The 17935-nt window shown below is 41.4% G+C and carries 15 protein-coding genes, 1 rRNA gene and 4 pseudogenes; 2 read left to right on the top strand and 18 right to left on the bottom strand.

Annotated elements, in window-relative coordinates:
* Positions 1–204: 204 nt before the first annotated feature.
* Both RCG23_RS10930 and RCG23_RS10935 read right to left on the bottom strand, forming a co-directional pair.
* Positions 205–1740 (bottom strand): 16S ribosomal RNA (locus RCG23_RS10930).
* Between the two features lie 326 nt (positions 1741–2066).
* A complete protein-coding gene (locus RCG23_RS10935) occupies positions 2067–2294 on the bottom strand; it encodes a hypothetical protein (protein WP_308179710.1) in 228 nt (75 codons plus the stop codon).
* Positions 2295–2430: 136 nt separating this feature from the next.
* On the opposite strand from RCG23_RS10935, the pseudogene pdaB reads away from it, so the two are divergent.
* Positions 2431–3184: pseudogene (gene pdaB, locus RCG23_RS10940) on the top strand (polysaccharide deacetylase family sporulation protein PdaB).
* 49 nt (positions 3185–3233) lie between these two features.
* Here pdaB and RCG23_RS10945 read toward each other — a convergent pair.
* Positions 3234–3907: pseudogene (locus RCG23_RS10945) on the bottom strand (KinB-signaling pathway activation protein).
* Between the two features lie 151 nt (positions 3908–4058).
* Between RCG23_RS10945 and gerD the strand changes: the two are divergent.
* Positions 4059–4697 (top strand): spore germination lipoprotein GerD, encoded by a 639-nt coding sequence (gene gerD, locus RCG23_RS10950; RefSeq protein WP_308179712.1) that lies wholly within the window; start codon positions 4059–4061, stop codon positions 4695–4697.
* Positions 4698–4761: 64 nt separating this feature from the next.
* Here gerD and RCG23_RS10955 read toward each other — a convergent pair.
* The 15 genes and pseudogenes from RCG23_RS10955 to truA all read right to left on the bottom strand — a co-directional run bounded on the left by RCG23_RS10955 (position 4762) and on the right by truA (position 17935).
* Positions 4762–5822 (bottom strand): annotated as a pseudogene (locus tag RCG23_RS10955) (P-loop NTPase).
* A 173-nt stretch (positions 5823–5995) separates the two neighbouring features.
* Positions 5996–6715: an N-acetylmuramoyl-L-alanine amidase CwlD gene (gene cwlD, locus RCG23_RS10960; protein WP_308180033.1), complete on the bottom strand. Its 720-nt coding sequence runs from the start codon at positions 6713–6715 to the stop codon at positions 5996–5998.
* 87 nt (positions 6716–6802) lie between these two features.
* Positions 6803–7246, bottom strand: coding sequence for a YbaK family protein (locus RCG23_RS10965; RefSeq protein ID WP_308179713.1), 444 nt, complete (start codon positions 7244–7246; stop codon positions 6803–6805).
* 640 nt (positions 7247–7886) lie between these two features.
* Positions 7887–9149 (bottom strand): MFS transporter, encoded by a 1263-nt coding sequence (locus RCG23_RS10970; protein ID WP_308179714.1) that lies wholly within the window; start codon positions 9147–9149, stop codon positions 7887–7889.
* 201 nt (positions 9150–9350) lie between these two features.
* Positions 9351–10505 (bottom strand): pyrroloquinoline quinone biosynthesis protein PqqE, encoded by a 1155-nt coding sequence (gene pqqE / locus RCG23_RS10975; protein WP_308179715.1) that lies wholly within the window; start codon positions 10503–10505, stop codon positions 9351–9353.
* Entirely contained in the window at positions 10483–10821 is a 339-nt protein-coding gene (pqqD, locus tag RCG23_RS10980; RefSeq protein WP_308179716.1) for a pyrroloquinoline quinone biosynthesis peptide chaperone PqqD, read from the bottom strand. Before pqqD ends, pqqE begins: the two co-directional genes overlap by 23 nt.
* A gap of 38 nt (positions 10822–10859) precedes the next feature.
* Positions 10860–11597 (bottom strand): pyrroloquinoline-quinone synthase PqqC, encoded by a 738-nt coding sequence (gene pqqC / locus RCG23_RS10985; protein ID WP_308179717.1) that lies wholly within the window; start codon positions 11595–11597, stop codon positions 10860–10862.
* Between the two features lie 2 nt (positions 11598–11599).
* Positions 11600–12532, bottom strand: coding sequence for a pyrroloquinoline quinone biosynthesis protein PqqB (gene pqqB, locus RCG23_RS10990; RefSeq protein WP_308180034.1), 933 nt, complete (start codon positions 12530–12532; stop codon positions 11600–11602).
* The gene (locus tag RCG23_RS10995) at positions 12522–12755 is read right to left on the bottom strand and encodes a hypothetical protein (RefSeq protein ID WP_308179718.1); all 234 of its coding nucleotides are present in this window, start codon (positions 12753–12755) and stop codon (positions 12522–12524) included. The genes pqqB and RCG23_RS10995 overlap by 11 nt, the downstream gene beginning before the upstream one ends.
* Positions 12756–12809: 54 nt before the next feature.
* Entirely contained in the window at positions 12810–12884 is a 75-nt protein-coding gene (gene pqqA, locus RCG23_RS25970) for a pyrroloquinoline quinone precursor peptide PqqA (protein WP_213096099.1), read from the bottom strand.
* A 342-nt stretch (positions 12885–13226) separates the two neighbouring features.
* A complete protein-coding gene (locus RCG23_RS11000; RefSeq protein WP_308179719.1) occupies positions 13227–13736 on the bottom strand; it encodes a hypothetical protein in 510 nt (169 codons plus the stop codon).
* A 72-nt stretch (positions 13737–13808) separates the two neighbouring features.
* Entirely contained in the window at positions 13809–15734 is a 1926-nt protein-coding gene (locus RCG23_RS11005) for an outer membrane protein assembly factor BamB family protein (protein WP_308180035.1), read from the bottom strand.
* Between the two features lie 343 nt (positions 15735–16077).
* Positions 16078–16470, bottom strand: a complete 393-nt coding sequence (rpsI, locus tag RCG23_RS11010) for a 30S ribosomal protein S9 (protein ID WP_308179720.1) — start codon at positions 16468–16470, stop codon at positions 16078–16080.
* 21 nt (positions 16471–16491) lie between these two features.
* Positions 16492–16929: a 50S ribosomal protein L13 gene (gene rplM / locus RCG23_RS11015; protein WP_308179721.1), complete on the bottom strand. Its 438-nt coding sequence runs from the start codon at positions 16927–16929 to the stop codon at positions 16492–16494.
* Positions 16930–17198: 269 nt separating this feature from the next.
* Positions 17199–17935, bottom strand: a pseudogene (truA, locus tag RCG23_RS11020) (tRNA pseudouridine(38-40) synthase TruA).

The raw sequence follows: 17935 nt of genomic DNA on the forward strand, positions 1-17935 counted from the left end.
CAAGGAACAAGGCTACTGATTTCAATCACAGCGTGATTAAGCATCAGAGCATTACTTCTTGCTGCCTTGCGACGAGCTGAAGAATACTTCTTCGAACTACTGTGGCGCAGGAGCAAAAAAATAAGTTCTGAGGAATTGCTCCCTCAAAACTAAACAAACAAAAAGTGGTCAACACTGTAATGTCCATAAGGACAGTTTCCTTAGAAAGGAGGTGATCCAGCCGCACCTTCCGATACGGCTACCTTGTTACGACTTCACCCCAATCATCTGTCCCACCTTAGGCGGCTGGCTCCTTGCGGTTACCCCACCGACTTCGGGTGTTACAAACTCTCGTGGTGTGACGGGCGGTGTGTACAAGGCCCGGGAACGTATTCACCGCGGCATGCTGATCCGCGATTACTAGCGATTCCGGCTTCATGCAGGCGAGTTGCAGCCTGCAATCCGAACTGAGAATGGTTTTATGGGATTGGCTCAACCTCGCGGTTTTGCAGCCCTTTGTACCATCCATTGTAGCACGTGTGTAGCCCAGGTCATAAGGGGCATGATGATTTGACGTCATCCCCACCTTCCTCCGGTTTGTCACCGGCAGTCACCTTAGAGTGCCCAACTGAATGCTGGCAACTAAGATCAAGGGTTGCGCTCGTTGCGGGACTTAACCCAACATCTCACGACACGAGCTGACGACAACCATGCACCACCTGTCACTCTGTCCCCCGAAGGGGAACGTCCTGTCTCCAGGATTGTCAGAGGATGTCAAGACCTGGTAAGGTTCTTCGCGTTGCTTCGAATTAAACCACATGCTCCACCGCTTGTGCGGGCCCCGTCAATTCCTTTGAGTTTCAGCCTTGCGGCCGTACTCCCCAGGCGGAGTGCTTAATGCGTTAGCTGCAGCACTAAAGGGCGGAAACCCTCTAACACTTAGCACTCATCGTTTACGGCGTGGACTACCAGGGTATCTAATCCTGTTTGCTCCCCACGCTTTCGCGCCTCAGCGTCAGTTACAGACCAGAAAGTCGCCTTCGCCACTGGTGTTCCTCCACATCTCTACGCATTTCACCGCTACACGTGGAATTCCACTTTCCTCTTCTGTACTCAAGTCCCCCAGTTTCCAATGACCCTCCACGGTTGAGCCGTGGGCTTTCACATCAGACTTAAAGGACCGCCTGCGCGCGCTTTACGCCCAATAATTCCGGACAACGCTTGCCACCTACGTATTACCGCGGCTGCTGGCACGTAGTTAGCCGTGGCTTTCTGGTTAGGTACCGTCAAGGTACCGGCAGTTACTCCGATACTTGTTCTTCCCTAACAACAGAGCTTTACGACCCGAAGGCCTTCATCGCTCACGCGGCGTTGCTCCGTCAGACTTTCGTCCATTGCGGAAGATTCCCTACTGCTGCCTCCCGTAGGAGTCTGGCCGTGTCTCAGTCCCAGTGTGGCCGATCACCCTCTCAGGTCGGCTACGCATCGTCGCCTTGGTGAGCCGTTACCTCACCAACTAGCTAATGCGCCGCGGGCCCATCTGTAAGTGACAGCCGAAACCGTCTTTCAGCTTTTCCTCATGAAAGGAAAAGGATTATCCGGTATTAGCTCCGGTTTCCCGAAGTTATCCCAGTCTTACAGGCAGGTTGCCCACGTGTTACTCACCCGTCCGCCGCTGATCACCGAAGTGATCCGCTCGACTTGCATGTATTAGGCACGCCGCCAGCGTTCGTCCTGAGCCAGGATCAAACTCTCCAATAAAGAGTGAGTGATTAGCTCATAAAGTTACGTTGGCTGATGCTGCATCCCGAAGGCTTGCATACATCAAAATTTGTTCTTGTTGACGTTTTTGTTTGTTTAGTTTTCAAGGATCAATTCTTGTTCATCGCTCAGAAGCGACTTTGTTAATATATCATCGTTTCAACGTTGATGTCAACACCTTTTTTGGTGAAACATTTAACGACATCAGCGACGCTTATTAATATACCAAGATAGCAAAAAGAAGTCAACGGGTTTCTAAAATAAAATTCATTTCTTTTTAAAAACTTAAATTGATTTGTCTTTGACGGTTTGAAGCCAATTCAAAATTAACCTTTCCTGCTCGTTTTCTTTCGGCGCATATACATCAAGCAATCACGTGGAGATGCAACTCTTCTGAATAATGAAAAGAGTATTTTATAACGCTCCTCCATTGCTCTTTTTACTATGTGGTCAATGCGCTCATCTTTTAAATCAAACAAAATTTCATCCATTTCTCTTTTAATCAGATATTGAATTTCCTTTGTCTCGATTTCATTAATAAGAAAACCCAGCATATATGCACGCTCCTTATTTTTCCAGTTTATAGTATTCTTTTCCAATTAAATCATTTTTATAATTAAAACAATCATCATATTTTTTAAATTCCTGAATAGGTATGAGACTAGGAATGCATTGGACGAGGTGGTTAAGATGAGTTTTTTTTACACAGTAAAAGGAAAGTCAATTAAGCAATTATCATTAATTGTTGTTGTCGCTTTTTTTACATCATGGTTTTTGTACATGGAAAACATAGCCCAGCTACCGGTTTTTTCAACTAAAGATGGTGCCTAAGGCTGTTTATAAAGGAGAAAAGGATCTTGCACTTACCTTTAATATTGGCTGGGGTGATGAAAAGGCAGAACCTATTCTGGAAATTTTAAAAAAGGAAAACGTAAAGTCAGCTACATTTTTTCTGGCAGGCTCCTGGGCAGAAAGGCATCCGGATATTGTAAATCGGATTGTTAAAGAGGGATATGAAATTGGTATATTGGGCTATAATTATGAGGACTATACAGAGATCGAGGATCAAAAAATAAGAAAAGATCTTTCCAAAGCCTTAACGGCTTTTCAGAAATTGAATATTAAAAACATAAAGCTAATGAGGGCACCAACCGGCCATTTTGATAAAAGAACACTGACAGCAGCTGACAGGTTTGGATTAACCGTTGTCCATTGGAGCATCAACTCTAAGGATTGGCAAAATCCAGGTGTGAAGCTCATCATTAAAAATGTTGCTGCAGCTGGGAAAGGTGATATTGTCCTCCTGCACGCTTCTGATTCTGCATTACAGACTGCTCAAGCCCTTCCATTTATCATCAAGGAAATTCGCAGCAAAGGTTTAAAGCCCGTTTCTGTATCTGAAATGATTGCGAACGGCAACGCAAGTACTAATGAAATTAGGTGAATTGACTGTAATTCAATGTACAGTCTTTAAGATAAAACGAAAGCCGCCCTTAAATGGACGGCTTCTTTTTTTCCTTTTTTCGATTATCTCCGATTGTTTTAGATGCAAGTGCCTGTCTTTGCTGATCGGACTTAACATTTAACTTATGAAGAATTAATAATTGATATGCATTACAGACGAGCAATGCAAAAAGCATTAGATAAAACCAGCTTTGTTCATTAACACGCAGTACTGGCACCCATTCAATTACCGTTACGACAACCATAAAAAATAATGCTGGGATAAATGCATCCTTATTCGTTTGCCTGGATTTCATCCACGCCACCAACAGCTGGCAACTAGGAGAAATAATGCAGGTCCTAAATATGGAATGACGCTTTCGCCTTCTTTCGAAAAAGCCTGATATCGTAAATAAACCAGGTCAAACAAAACGAATAGAACGACCACTGCCTGGACTGCATTCCATAATGATAAGGATTTAAAAATTCCAAGTCCAAATCGATGAACCGTTAAATAAGCAAAGAAGCCCATTTGGCTGATGACACTAAACAAAAAGCCCATTACTATCAACCAAATAAGAACTGAAAGAATTTCCACTATTTTAAAATGAACAAAGATTGGCTGGAACTCATCCCAGCGTACGATTAAACCCACCAAGGCTGTTGTTAGCCCGCCTATTAAGGATGTGGTCATAAACAATCTAACCCAATTACGGCTTGTCACCTTTTTTTCCCCCATACACAAAGTCAATTACCTTTATGATTGTATCAATCAGGATATAAAAAATCCAGGCATTACAGATTTTAAAGGAATAATAATTGCGGATTTTCTTCATCCTAAAATTAAGGATGGATATGTGAAAGGAGCTTTTTTGATGAAAGCGAAAAATATTCTGCTCCTCCTGCTCTCAATTGTGTTCCTTAGCAGCTGTTCCTCAAGTCAAGGCGGCGGGGGCGGACAAGTCGATTATGAACAAACCAAGAAAATGGTTGTGGATATACTCAAAACAGATGATGGCAAGAAAGCCATTCAAGATGTGATGTCAGATGATAAAATGAAAGAAAAATTAGTGATGGACCAAAAGGTTGTCGCTGAAACCATTCAACAGACTCTGACCTCAGAAAAAGGTACTGAATTTTGGAAGAAAACCTTTAGCGATCCAAAATTTGCTGAAGGCGTAGCAAAAAACATGAAAACAGAAAACGAAAAATTACTAAAGGATTTAATGAAGGATCCCGAGTATCGCGGAATGATGATTGAAGTATTTAAAGAACCCGAAATTCAAAAGGAAGTTGCAGACTCATTAAAAAGTAAGGATTACCGCGAGCATTTGCAAAAGGTTATTACCGAAACCATGGAAAGCCCTCTTTTTAAAGCTAAAATGCAAGAAATGCTCATAAAAGGGGCAGAGGAAATGCAAAAAGGCAAATCCAGCGGTAAAGAAAGTAAAAGCGGTGGCGAAAGTTCACAAAGCGGGCAGAGCGGCCAGGGAGGCAGCCAGTCCGGAGGTTAATACATTGTCCGCACGTTAAAAAGCCTCTTCCTAAATGGAAGAGGCTTTTTCTATAGATCCAATATTACTTTTTTTCAATCAGATTTACCACTTTTTCAGCAATGCTGAGATAAATTTTTCCGGTCTCATGATCTTCCTGATAGATGGATGGTGCGAAGTCATAATCATTCCAGTCCGGCTGAGCAAGCGGCAGGCGGCCTAACACCTCAGTCGTAAGTTCATCAGCCAGTTTATCGCCGCCACCTTTACCAAACACATATTCTTTTTCGCCTGTTGATTTGCTTTCAAAATAAGACATGTTCTCGATAATTCCAAGAATTTCATGCTCTGTCCTTAATGCCATAGCCCCTGCCCTTGCTGCAACAAATGCCGCAGTTGGATGAGGTGTCGTAACGATGATTTCCTTACATGCAGGAAGCATCGTATGAACATCTAAAGCCACGTCCCCTGTTCCAGGCGGCAAGTCTAATAATAGATAGTCGAGTTCGCCCCATTCCACTTCATTAAAGAAGCTATTTAACATTTTGCCAAGCATTGGCCTACGCCAGATAATCGGAGCATTATCTTCCACAAAGAAGCCCATGGAGATGACTTTTACTCCAAAACGTTCAACAGGGATAATTCTTTCTCCCCTTACTTGCGGCCTTTTGTAATACCCATCATATCCGGCACACTAAAGCCATAAATGTCAGCATCAATCAATCCAACTTTTTTGCCTAATCGTGCCAGGGAGACAGCAAGATTGACAGAAACGGTTGATTTGCCCACGCCCCCCTTGCCGCTCGCAATCGCAATAAAGGTTGTTTTGCTAGTAGGAGAGAGCAAGCTCTTATCTTCCTTTTCCGGAGCCACAGCACGATGCTTTTGTAATTCCTCTTCAGGAAGATCAGTAAAGCGCAACCCGACTGTTTCAGCGCCTTCCTGCTTTAAAAGGTTGACAATCTGGGTTTGCAGCTGAAGCTGTTCTGCAGTGCCTGTTTTGGCAATCGCAATTTTTACACTTACATGATTTTTTTCTTCTTTAATTTTAATTTCTTGAATCGCATTTATTTCACCAAGTGTTTTATGTAAAAATGGTTCCTTTAATTCACTTAGAATCTCCTGTACTCTTGCTTCTGTTAACATTACAAACACCCGCCTTTTGAATTCGTTTCCATCATAATTATACCATATTCCCGCTGACAGACAGTTAAATGAATCACAGGTCTGCGATTGCTGCAGCGGCCGATTGAATCTTGAATCATTTATTTTAAAGATAAGATTATTATACAAAAAAAGAGAAGGCGTTTTCCACCTTCCTACTCTGGCTCCTTTAATTCCTTCTCCTTCGTATAATAGCGCATGATCCCTTTATAAATCGAAGCTGCAACCTTTTCCTGATAATTTTCGTTCTTTAATTTTGCCCTTTCCTGCGGATTGGACAGGAATCCTATTTCTACCAGAACTCCGGGTTTTTCAGCATTTTTAAGGATATAGACCTGATTTAATGACTTGGCTCTCCGGGTTGTGTTTTCCAGGTTACGGCGAAGCTCATCCTGAATAAACCGCGCTGCCTTTTGATTCTCCTTGAAATGAGGTGCATAAAAAGTCTGGGCACCACTCCATTGAGCGGAAGGAATCGCATTTAAATGAATGCTGACAAAAAAGTCAGTCTCCGAATGGTTGATCATTTTTAATCTCTTTTTCAAATCTTCCACCTTACGCCTGCTGTACCCCTTCATGCCCTGAGGTGCCAAATCCTTATCCGTTTCTCTCGTCATAATGACTAGAGCCCCCTGCTGCTGTAAATAATCGCGCACCATCAGAGAAACATTTAAAGCTATGTCCTTTTCCAATGCATTTTCATCTCCTGCACCGCCATCAGGTCCACCATGTCCAGGATCAAGCAGGATGATTTTGCCTGCCAAGGGCAGATTCCAAGAATTCCACGATTTATTTTCCATAAAGTCGTATTGCAAAATTAAAAATAACACGATTACGCCAGCAGCAAACGCGGCAATTTTCCACTTTTTCTTCAACAAACCGATCATTCCTCCTGCTCGTCCCTATTCACTTCACTATATGGCGCGAAGTGATAGTTTAGAACAGCAGATACAAAGGAATAGTTAGTGCAGGCGCAGTTTATGCCGCTTTTGGCCTTTTTGATAGCCCTCCATCCACCAAACATGGACATATTGCTCACAAAGGTAGTATAGGGATTCACTTAATACTCCCTCATCACCAGATCCCCAATACAGAAAAAAATTATATAGAGTATCAATTAAATGCTTTTCTTCGCGGTAGCAGCGTTTCTTCACATCATCGGGCGATTCACCATGGTAACCGAATTTGCTTAAATTCGCTCCTAGCAAATAAGCTTCAAGGGCAACATCATAGCAAGCTTCCTCAATCCCAGCATTCATGAGAAGCCCGGAAGTCAAACGGAACGAACCAAAATATGTCTGTACCCTTTCCTTCAGCTGGGTTACCGACAAGTCCTTTAAGACGGAACGCTCGTATTTCATCTGTTTTTGCTGTCTTTTTTCTTTAAAGGTTGTTATTACATTCACTAATCTTCACCTCTTACACGGTAGTCTTTATCCCATGTTGATTAGAAATGCAATTAACCCTCCCATTTCCTTTTCCAGATTTACATTTCTTTGCACAAAATGCATATTTAGTTTTCAAATACCGAAATTTGTTTTGCCGAATCAATTAATGAAATGGATTAAACTGGGATGAGCAATTTCGGACGCATTTTGGAATTAGAGCAAAATCCTCTTTTTTTGATGAATCGGGCACCCTAAACAATAATTAAAAGATGAGGTGATTTTCTATGTATGATTGGATTTACAGTCATTTTATAAACACTTATTGGTTTCTATTGCTAAGTTTCTCCTTTCCTGCATTTGTATTAGTTTACTTGCTCTACTCGAGTACTAAGAACCAAGATAACGAAACTAATGAAAGCAAACAAAAAAAACCATTAAGCGAGGAATAAATAGTCAAATTATTTTCGAAGTCAATCTGCGATCAAAAAGCACTTTTTCACATGAAAAAAGACCCCCAACCAAAATGGTTGAGAGCCTTTGAAGCGTCAAAAATTAACGCTTTGAGAACTGAGGAGCACGACGCGCACCTTTGTCGTTCACATCTTCTCGTTGATAAAGTTGTGATAACATTCATTTCTTCCAAATGGTTATCTTCATTTCACCCGGATGATGCATGGGACTTCAGCCGAAATTCATAAGTACGAAATATTCTCCCATATAAATATGCAAAACTAATTTGTAAACCGGAGGCTATGTAAAAAGGCATGGCAAGTGAACCTAAACCAAAAAGATAACCGCTGATATACGGGCCAACTGACATTGGAAAACGCATGGACAGGGAATTAATACTTGACGCAAAACCGCGTCTTCTGTCGCGTGTCAAGCTCACGCTAAGTGCTTGCTGCGCTCCTTGTGTACCACGGTTTAGCGCTGTTCGTATCATATAAAGGATGGATGCAAGTATATAACTCGATAATAATGGCATCAGTATCAAGAGCATGCTTGCAATAAATCGAACTACCACAATTGATCGAATGGTTCCATGTTTTCGGGATAATTTTGCCTGAAAAAGCGAGGTGACACCTGTAGCGAAAAAGGTTAAAGCTAACGTGCCCCCGATTTGAGTAGTGCTTGCTCCAAATTTAGCTGCAAACCAATAAGACATCATTGGTCCCGTCAATCCAATAGCAATCCCGTTCAAGACATTAATGGCCGCAAGTTTGAAAACCGCTGAATTTTCTTTATTCAATATTTCTTTTTCTAAAATTCCGGTTACTTCTTTCCTACTATATAAAGCCTCTCCTTCATCAATAGTAAAAATAATAAGGGCGGTGACAAGATATAAAATAAAAACAATAAAGAAAGAGAACCGATAGGATGTTGCTCCGAATTCAAACCCCTTCCATAATGCAGCTGATCCAGCCATAACCGCACCTGCCGCCATTCCAAAAAAGCTTAGAGCATTATTCAAACTATATACCTTACCCCGATTTTCTGTAAGAATGAAAGTTGCAAGCCATGCTTGCTCTGCAGGTGCACACGGACTCGGAGAACCAGCATCGGCTTTCCCAAAACCTGAAAATGTAATCGCTAAAAATAATAAAAGAAAGTCTGTAGAAAACACTCCGACTAAGGCACATCCTGAGGTTAAAAATTCATAAAAAAGAATAAACGGCTTTCTTCCAAATCGGTCGCTATATATGCCTATAACAGGTGATAGCACGACACCAAGCAACCCCCCCGCTGCAAGGACACTGCCAATTGCTGCAGTACTCCATCCCAATGCATGGAGATAAAGTGCCAAATCAACTACTAGCATACCTTGTCCAATGCTTCGCAAGGTATTAACAAGCATTAACTTTTTAGCCTGCATAGGGATTTGTGCATCTGAAGCATGACTCTTAGTAAGTTTCCTTTTCAATATTTATCACACTCTTTCATAGTACATTATTATAAGGAATTCCATTACTTCCAGGTATTCCTAGATGTTTTTTATAGTTCCAATTCCCAAGCTATTTATGCATTGCAGCCTATGCGTTAAGCCCCATGGATTTTATTCCTGAACAAAAAAAGTGCCAAAATAGGCAGAATCCTAAATGGCACAAAAATTAAAAGCTTATTTTTATTTCTTTATCATGCTTTTAGATGAAGGTTTTTCTAGAAGAAATTTTCGATAGATCAAAGGTGCGATTATTTCTTTGGCAGGTTTATTGTTTATATCCTGTATGGCCGCTTCAATTAGATGATGATCCGGTGACCACTCACAAACTGGATCCGTAGCAGATGCATTTCTGGTTAAAGCAAAAGCCTGGCAACGGCAGCCCCCTCCATCTTCATGACGGAGATCACAAGAACTGCAAGGTTCTGGCATCCATTCTTCGCCACGAAAGTTGTTAAAGGAATTCGATTCGTACCAAATTTGTTTCAGTGAAGACTTACGGACATTCTCAAAGGTAAGATCCTCAATGATTCCTGCTGTAGGACAAGGCAGAACATCCCCATTTGGGGCTACTGTAAATCCAATTGTACCCCAGCCGCCCATACAAGGCTTTGGAGTAGATGCATAATAATCAGGTATAACCCAAATAATTTCCATTTCTCTTTGAAGCCGCTCTTTAGCAGCCATATAGATGTCATTTGCCCTTTTGATTTGGTCTCGGCTTGGCAATAACCGCTCTCGATTGAGCAATGCCCAGTTATAATATTGTGCATTTGCCAGTTCCAATCGTTCAGCTCCCAATTCCTCTGCAAGCTGAATAATCTCCTGTATTTGATCAATATTCATTCGATGTATTACAACATTTAATGATAAATGCAATTCAGCTTTTTTTACCGTTTTAGCAGCTTCTATTTTCTTCTCAAACGCTTTATATCCTCCAATTACATTGGAAAGTCTTGCTTCGGCTGCCTGGAAGCTTATCTGTACATTTGCTAACCCGGCCATCTTTAGTTGATCCATCTTTTTCTCCGATAATCCAATACCGCTTGTAATAAGATTCGTGTACATCTCTAAAGCATTGGCATGACGGATTAACGTTTCCAAGTCGTCACGTAAAAGGGGCTCCCCTCCAGAAAAGTGAACTTCTACTACTCCCAATTCGGCAGCCTCCGTTAAAACGCGACACCAATCTTCCGTTGCCAACTCCTCTTTCTCAAGTGTTAACTCTAAGGGGTTTGAACAATATGGACAATGCAAAGGACAACGATGTGTCAACTCTGCAAGAATCGAATATGGAGCTCCGATGCGATTGCTGCTAATTCGCTTCGATTGAGTCATGACTATGGATCACCACCCATCCTTGATCCACCATTTCATGCAGAAATTCTAAAATATCCCCCTCCATTGTTTTCAAATCAGGCAATGGCTCTGCTTCTATTGATTCTGTGCCAGCCTGCAAAGAATCTCTAATTTTTCCAACTATGTTATGCACCGCTAGGCTTCCATCACATAGAATAAGGATAGAGGCGGCGGTTTCGTTCATAACCACAACCTTTTCCGGTAACAGAAGGAGATGCTTTCCTCTGACTTTATCAAATTTAAGTCGTGCTTTTGCAGCAAGCTTTGGGTAGCTAGTAACTAAAATTTGCTCCACCACCAATCCCTTTTTTCTTATAAGTAAGGAACCATCGATTACGCATTTAGCGGGAAAGCTTTTTCAATAGCATCAAGCTGCACCCATAACACATCACATTTAAAACGTAATGCTTCTACCGCTTTTTGTTGATCCCGAGGAGTTTGACAATAAGACAATACAAGTTTTAAAGCAGTAGTCGAATCACGGGGGGCTTGAGTCAAACGGTTTTGAAAATATTCAAAACCAGTGCTGTCAATCCAAGGATACAATCGCTCCATTACTTTCATTCTCTTAAAAATAAGGTCTGGGGAAAACAACTCTGTTAACGAAGAGGCAACTGCCTCGATCCACGGTTTTGTCCGCGCAAAGTTTACATAAGCATCTACCGCAAACCGAACACCTGGTACAACTCTTTCCTCCTGTACAATTTCTTCCCTAGTTAACCCCACAGCTTCTCCCAGTTTGAGCCACGCCTCAATACCGCCATCTTGACCACGCGTGCCGTCATGGTCGATAATACGCCCGATCCATTCACGCCGTAATTCTCGGGATGGCAAGTTTGATAAGATAGCCGCATCTTTAATTGGAACTGACTTTTGATAGTAGTATCGGTTCGCAACCCAGCCTTGAATTTGTTCCCGACTTAAGGCTCCCTCATGCATTTTTATATGAAAGGGATGTTTATCATGATAATAGGACCTGCCAACATCCTTTAAACGTTCAGTAAATTCAACTGGTGACCAAATCTCTTTCTGATGCTCTTCTTCACTGACTGACACACCTTTCCCCCGCATGATCACACCTCCACTTCCATGCCATCAAAAGCAACTTCAAATCCCATTCCCTCTAATGCGTTTCTTTCATTGGAACCTATTTTCAAAACAGGATTGCTATTGTTAATGTGTATCAAGATTTTCCGCTCAGCTGGAAATGCCGCTAACTTTTCCGCTGTCCCTCCACTTCCGCCGATTGGCAAATGTCCCATATTTCGCGCATCACGTTCCGTTGCACCCATCTGTACCAATTCATCCTCTGCCCAAAAAGTACCATCTATCATTAAAATATCTGCTTTCATTAAACTTTCTTCTACAGAAGTGGTTATCTCTTCCAGAGTAGGGAAGTATGCAAGACACTTACCGGTTTTCTTATTATGGAAAACCAACCCGACTTCCCATATATCCGTCAGAGTAAACTCCTCGTTTTTCCATTTTGTATATAGTGGTGGTTTCCTTGAAACAGGGACTGTCTCAACGATTATCGTCTCCTCGTTATTTTCACCAGAAGGCCCTATCTGTTGCAAACATTCAGGGTCAAGAGACTTCCATTGCCAAGAACAATAGCTTTGTAACATAGGAAATACTGGAAAGGAGGAATGCAAGGTTTTTCGTACATTTTCTGTTCCATAAATGGTTAAACAAGAGCCTTCTCTTAGTGATAATAACCCAATTGTATGATCAAGCTCAGCATCCGTTAAAATAACTCCTGCTATAGGGGTTTCTCTTATGCCAGGGCCAGCATGCAGTGCAGGATAGGACTCAATTTGTTGGTGCACATCTGGACCAGCATTTATAAGGTACCAATCCCTTTCATTTGCACTTATTGCAAGAGAAGATTGTAAAAGTGGTCGGAAAGCTTCATTACCTTTGCGAGCCTCTCTACAATTTATACATGCACAGTTCCATTGTGGAAATCCTCCTCCCGCCGCTGTTCCTAAGACTCTAATTCGAATATGGACTCATTCCTTTCGCCGTTGCCTTCGTTTGGCTAACTTCTCGAGATTTCCCCACAAGCCTTCCAACTTGCCATCCAATTACCACATTGGAGATACCCATTAAGGAAAATAATAAATAATCTCCGATTGGTTCAGGGGTTAGTAGATCCACGCCTAACCATATGCCTGTTGTAGCAGCCCCAATAACCGCACCCAGCACGGATATTAAATAGCGATTCATTCTATTGCACCACCTCTTGGTTTGTTAAACTGCTTTTAACATGTGAAACCAGTGCTATTTACCAATATAGGCGTACATTGTTACCTCAGAAGATGTATTAATCACTTTATATTCAGGCTTCTTCCACATATAAGTCACCACCCTTCATGACACTAACAATTGTGGAGTGTCTGATTTTCCCTTTCAAAATAATCTTATGTAGATGGTTTCCTCGAAATAACCGGAAATTTGACCAGAAGTTGTCCTAAGTGTACGGATTATTGCAATGATTAACAAAGATAGACAAGCTTTTTGCATCTGTCACTCCTTGCTTTGCCTGTGACTGAATTAAAAATAACCTGAGCTTATCAAAACTCAGGTTGAAAACATCCATTTATTCACAAATTCGTCAACTGATAGCAGTCATTTATAAAGATTTATCCCGTACCATTAAAAAATTTACGGGATATTTTTAGTTTTTCAACATCTACCTTAGTACTGACTACTCTTTAACATAAAATTAACTGTCCATTTACCCTTTTGATTCAATATTCCACGTGTATGAAATGACATTTCAGAATTATCGGTTCGGTAATGATGCATCTGTGCTATTATCGTACCTCTATACTCATTATTATTTACTTTCTTAAACGATTCTGATTCCTCACGGACTAACGTATTCCCAATCCAAATATACGGGTTTTCAATCAAACTTTTAGTATTCGAACTAACTTGTATATTTGAATTTGAGTTTATCGTATAATGCAGCTGAATGTCTTGGCCGTGGTTTATTATTGAATAGTCATTGATGGTTAACCTTATTCCGTTATCCTCGGATGAACCTAAGCCTTTACTTGATTGAGCATTAGTCAAAGTTGGGCAGGCAAATCCAAAGACTAAGGAAATACATAAGGCGGCACCAATGGATCGCGCGATATAATTCAGTAATTTCCTCACTTTACCACCATCCTTATTTTTCGTGAATATCTGTTGTTTCGCCAATCTCTATTCATCCTTTTAAGAAATAATCTGAGTCCGTTAAAGGATCAGATTCGGACTGCTTCTAGCGAAAAATCATTTCTGTTTGGATAGCCAATCCGCTAATGCTTCAGCCTCTGCACCTTTAGCCAAGCCTGCTGGCATGCGGTCGCCACCATTAAGAATTTGATTCAATATTTCCTCTTTAGACATCGTTTTACCTATGTGTTGAAGATTTGGAGCTGTTGCGCCTTGAAGATTCTCCCCGTGGCAGGAAATACAACTTCTTTTGTAAACCTTTTCCGGATTGATAACAACGTCTGCTTCCCCTTGTAATTTTGCTTTTTTATTTATAGCTCCAGGTTTCAACTTACCTCCGAGACCATAAACAACAACCTTCGTACCACCAGTAATAACTGCAACATATTCATGGCCGTCAACGGTATATATGGAAGGTGCCATTTTGATTTGTTTTCCTCCACTTTGCATACTCCATAATACTTTACCTGTTTTAATGTCAAGAGCATTTACGTTTCCACCCAGTTCCCCGTAAAAAGCAAGACCGGCAGCAGTACTTGTGAATCCGCCATACATGGGATCGTCCGTTTTCTTTTGATATACTTTTTTCCCTGTATTCATATCAATAGCTGTAATGGTACCAGAAACATCAACATCTTTTGGCAAAGGAAGTATCTTTGTACCTGGAAAGGTATTATTATCTTTTGCAATCTCTTTTGCATCTTTAGCTGCCACCATTAAATTAGGGCTATTAATACCTGGAATAAGCACATAGTTAGTTTCAGGGTCATAAGTCTGTGGAGCATAGCTTTCTCCGCCTGGCGTTCCTGGCCATTGAAGTACAGCCTTACTCTCATCGCTTGGTACGCTCGAATGTTGAATTTTCACAAAAGGTACCCCATCATAAATGGTCTTCCCCGTTTTTGCGTCCCACGCATACCACTTTCCATTCTTACCGCCTTCAACCACAACCTTTTGCTTTTTCCCACCGACCTTTGCATTGAGAATCATCGGTGTTGCGGCAGCGTCATAATCCCATATATCATGATCAACTTGACCAGATGACCACTTAAACTTCCCTGTTTTACTATCTAAAGCAGTTATAGAATCGGTATATGGATTTTTTCCTTTTCTATCTGCATCGTAAAAGTCTGGAGCTGGATTCCCTACTGCAAAATACATCATATCAGTATCTGGATCAAACGACATCGGTGTCCATACGGAACCTCCGCCCGTATATTTACCTTTCGCCCAGCCCGTTCCTCTTTCAGGAACAGTCCAAAACGGCTCTTTCCATAGCGGTTCCAGGGTATCTGCTTTAAACGCCCAGACAAAACCTCTTGTACCATTATCACCGCCGCTGCTTCCAACGTAAACATTGCCATCATAATACATCGGAGCTGTAGATTCATAATATCTGTTTTCCAACTTGATAGAAGGTTCATGATCCCAAAAGTTGACCATCTTTAACAGTTTTCCGTTCTTCGCATCAAGTTTTGCCAGCCGATTATCTATCATCAAGACAAATACATTTCCATTTGCCACAGCGACACCCCTGCTTGCCACATTGGACTGCCATGGCAAACCATTAATATGATCAAGTACGTCCTTGGGCGGTGTCCATGTCCAAAGTTTTTTTCCACTTGCGGCATCAATCGCAAACACATGATTTTTCGCACTAGTCACATACATGACCCCGTCATGGACGACAGGGAAATCTTCTTGTAAATTTGGAACATCCTTATTCCAATCTAAGATATCCTGCTGCCATGCAATCCCCATTTTTTTTACATTATCTTTTGTAATCTGTTTATAGGGCACATGTCGGGTATGTTGAAAGTCATATCCCCAATTTGGGAATCCAATCTCGTCTTCCTTCTTTGCCTGGCTGGATTCCTTGGTTTCCCCTTTGTTATCTACATTTTTCTTGTTATTATTCGGCTGACAGCCAACTATAACCATGCTAGCCAGCAAAACTAACCCTAATGACCTTATAAATTGCATCACGGAAATACCCTCCTGACATTATGAAAAAATATAGTGGTTTTTTACTGATTGCTTTTTCACATTTCTAACCTTTAAACCTCCTTAAGACATTCTAATTTTTATAAGAACATTGGTATATTTGCCTAAGGAACAATAAATTATGCAAATTATGACTAATCCTTCCTTTCCACTTCGAGTGGTAAGTTTTCGATGAGTTCCACTTTGCCTCATAAACATTCCCTTAATGTTCAAATGGTTCTTTTATCAAAAGTATAATTCTACTGTTGAACGACCTATTACCCATTTTAAACATAAAAAGACCCCCAACCAAAATGGTTGAGAGCCTTTGATACGTTGATAATTAACGTTTTGAGAACTGAGGAGCACGACGCGCACCTTTAAGACCGTATTTCTTACGCTCTTTCATACGTGCGTCACGAGTTAATAGTCCTGCGCGCTTTAATGTTGGACGGAATTCTGGATCAGCTTGAAGTAACGCACGAGCGATACCGTGGCGGATTGCGCCAGCTTGACCAGTGTAACCACCGCCGCCTACGTTTACAAGCACATCATAGCTTCCAAGTGTTTCAGTAGCTACTAATGGTTGTTTAACAACTTCACGTAATGCTTCGAATGGGATATAGCTTTCAATTTCACGATCGTTAATTACGATTTTTCCATTGCCCGGAACTAAACGTACACGTGCAACAGAGCTCTTACGACGGCCTGTGCCGATATATTGAACTTGTGCCAAGTTAATACCCTCCCTTAAAAATTATCCGCGAAGTTCGTATACTTCCGGTTGTTGTGCTTGGTGCGGATGCTCGCTGCCAGCATAAACGTGTAACTTTTTGAACATTTGACGGCCAAGAGAATTCTTTGGAAGCATACCTTTGATAGCAAGCTCCAGCATTCTTTCAGCATAGTTAGTACGCATTTCAAGAGCAGTTCTTTGTTTCAAACCGCCTGGGTGTAAGCTGTGTCTGTAGTAGATTTTGTCAGTCAGCTTTTTACCAGTAAGGTGAATTTTAGAAGCATTAAGAATGATAACATTGTCACCAGTGTCAACATGTGGTGTGAATGTTGGTTTGTTTTTACCACGTAAGATTGATGCTACTTCAGAAGCAAGACGTCCAAGAGTTTTGCCCTCAGCATCAATAACGTACCATTTACGCTCAATATTGTTTGCATTTGCCATAAACGTTGTACGCATGAGTTTCCCTCCTAATTAAATCCGTTAAAGATTGTTATTTTCCGCGCCTGTATTAAGCGATCTATTTTCATTCTGTTCCGGGAATGAACGTTAAATGCCTTTGTGCGCTAAGGTTTCTGATCATATATTTTCAATCACGATGAAGTCTTTCCGGGGCTTTATCGTGGGGTTAAAATACATACATATGCTATATTATATCCTTCATGGACATATGTCAAGAAAATGTTACACCAGGTTTAGTTGTTTTAGATATTTTTTTATAATTACTGCTAATAAAATACCTTCCACAAATATAAGCCGTGGCCAGGAGCTGTTTTTCCCGCAAAGCGGCGGTCCTTTTTCTCCAGCAAAACAGCCATATCCTCCGGTTTTCTTTCGCCAGTGCCTACTTCCAGCAAGGTCCCTGTCAGGATGCGGACCATATTGTATAAAAATCCATTCCCCACGAAACGGAGAACCAGTAAATCTTCATTGAGCGTATAATCAATCTGTTCAATCGTCCGAATCTTATCTTCAACCTCTGTTTTCGCTGAACAAAAGCTTGTAAAGTCATGCGTTCCTTTTAAAAAGACAAACGCTTCCTCCATTGCTTTCAGGTCTAGCGAAAATGGATACCGAAAGGCGTAATTACGCATAAACGGATCCCGCTGAGGCGATAAATAAATGTTGTACCGGTATTCCTTCCCTTTGGCTTCAAAGCGTGCATGGAAGCCTGCCGGTGCTTTTTCCACATTTAAAACAGAGATATCGGCTGGCAATAATGAATTTAACGCCATTACCCACTTATCCTCCGGTATGGCAAGTGGAGAATCAAAGTGGATAACCTGGCCCTTTGCGTGGACCCCTGCGTCTGTACGGCCGATCCTGAAACTTTTACTAGCTGGCCCTTATGCAATTTTGTTAAAACACTCTCCAGTTCACCCTGGATTGTACTGCGATTTAGCTGGATCTGATATCCCGCGTATGCAGTTCCATCATACGATATTATACATTTATACCTTTGCAT

The sequence above is a fragment of the Neobacillus sp. PS3-34 genome (assembly GCF_030915465.1).
In the GTDB taxonomy this organism is placed as follows: domain Bacteria; phylum Bacillota; class Bacilli; order Bacillales; family Cytobacillaceae; genus Neobacillus_A.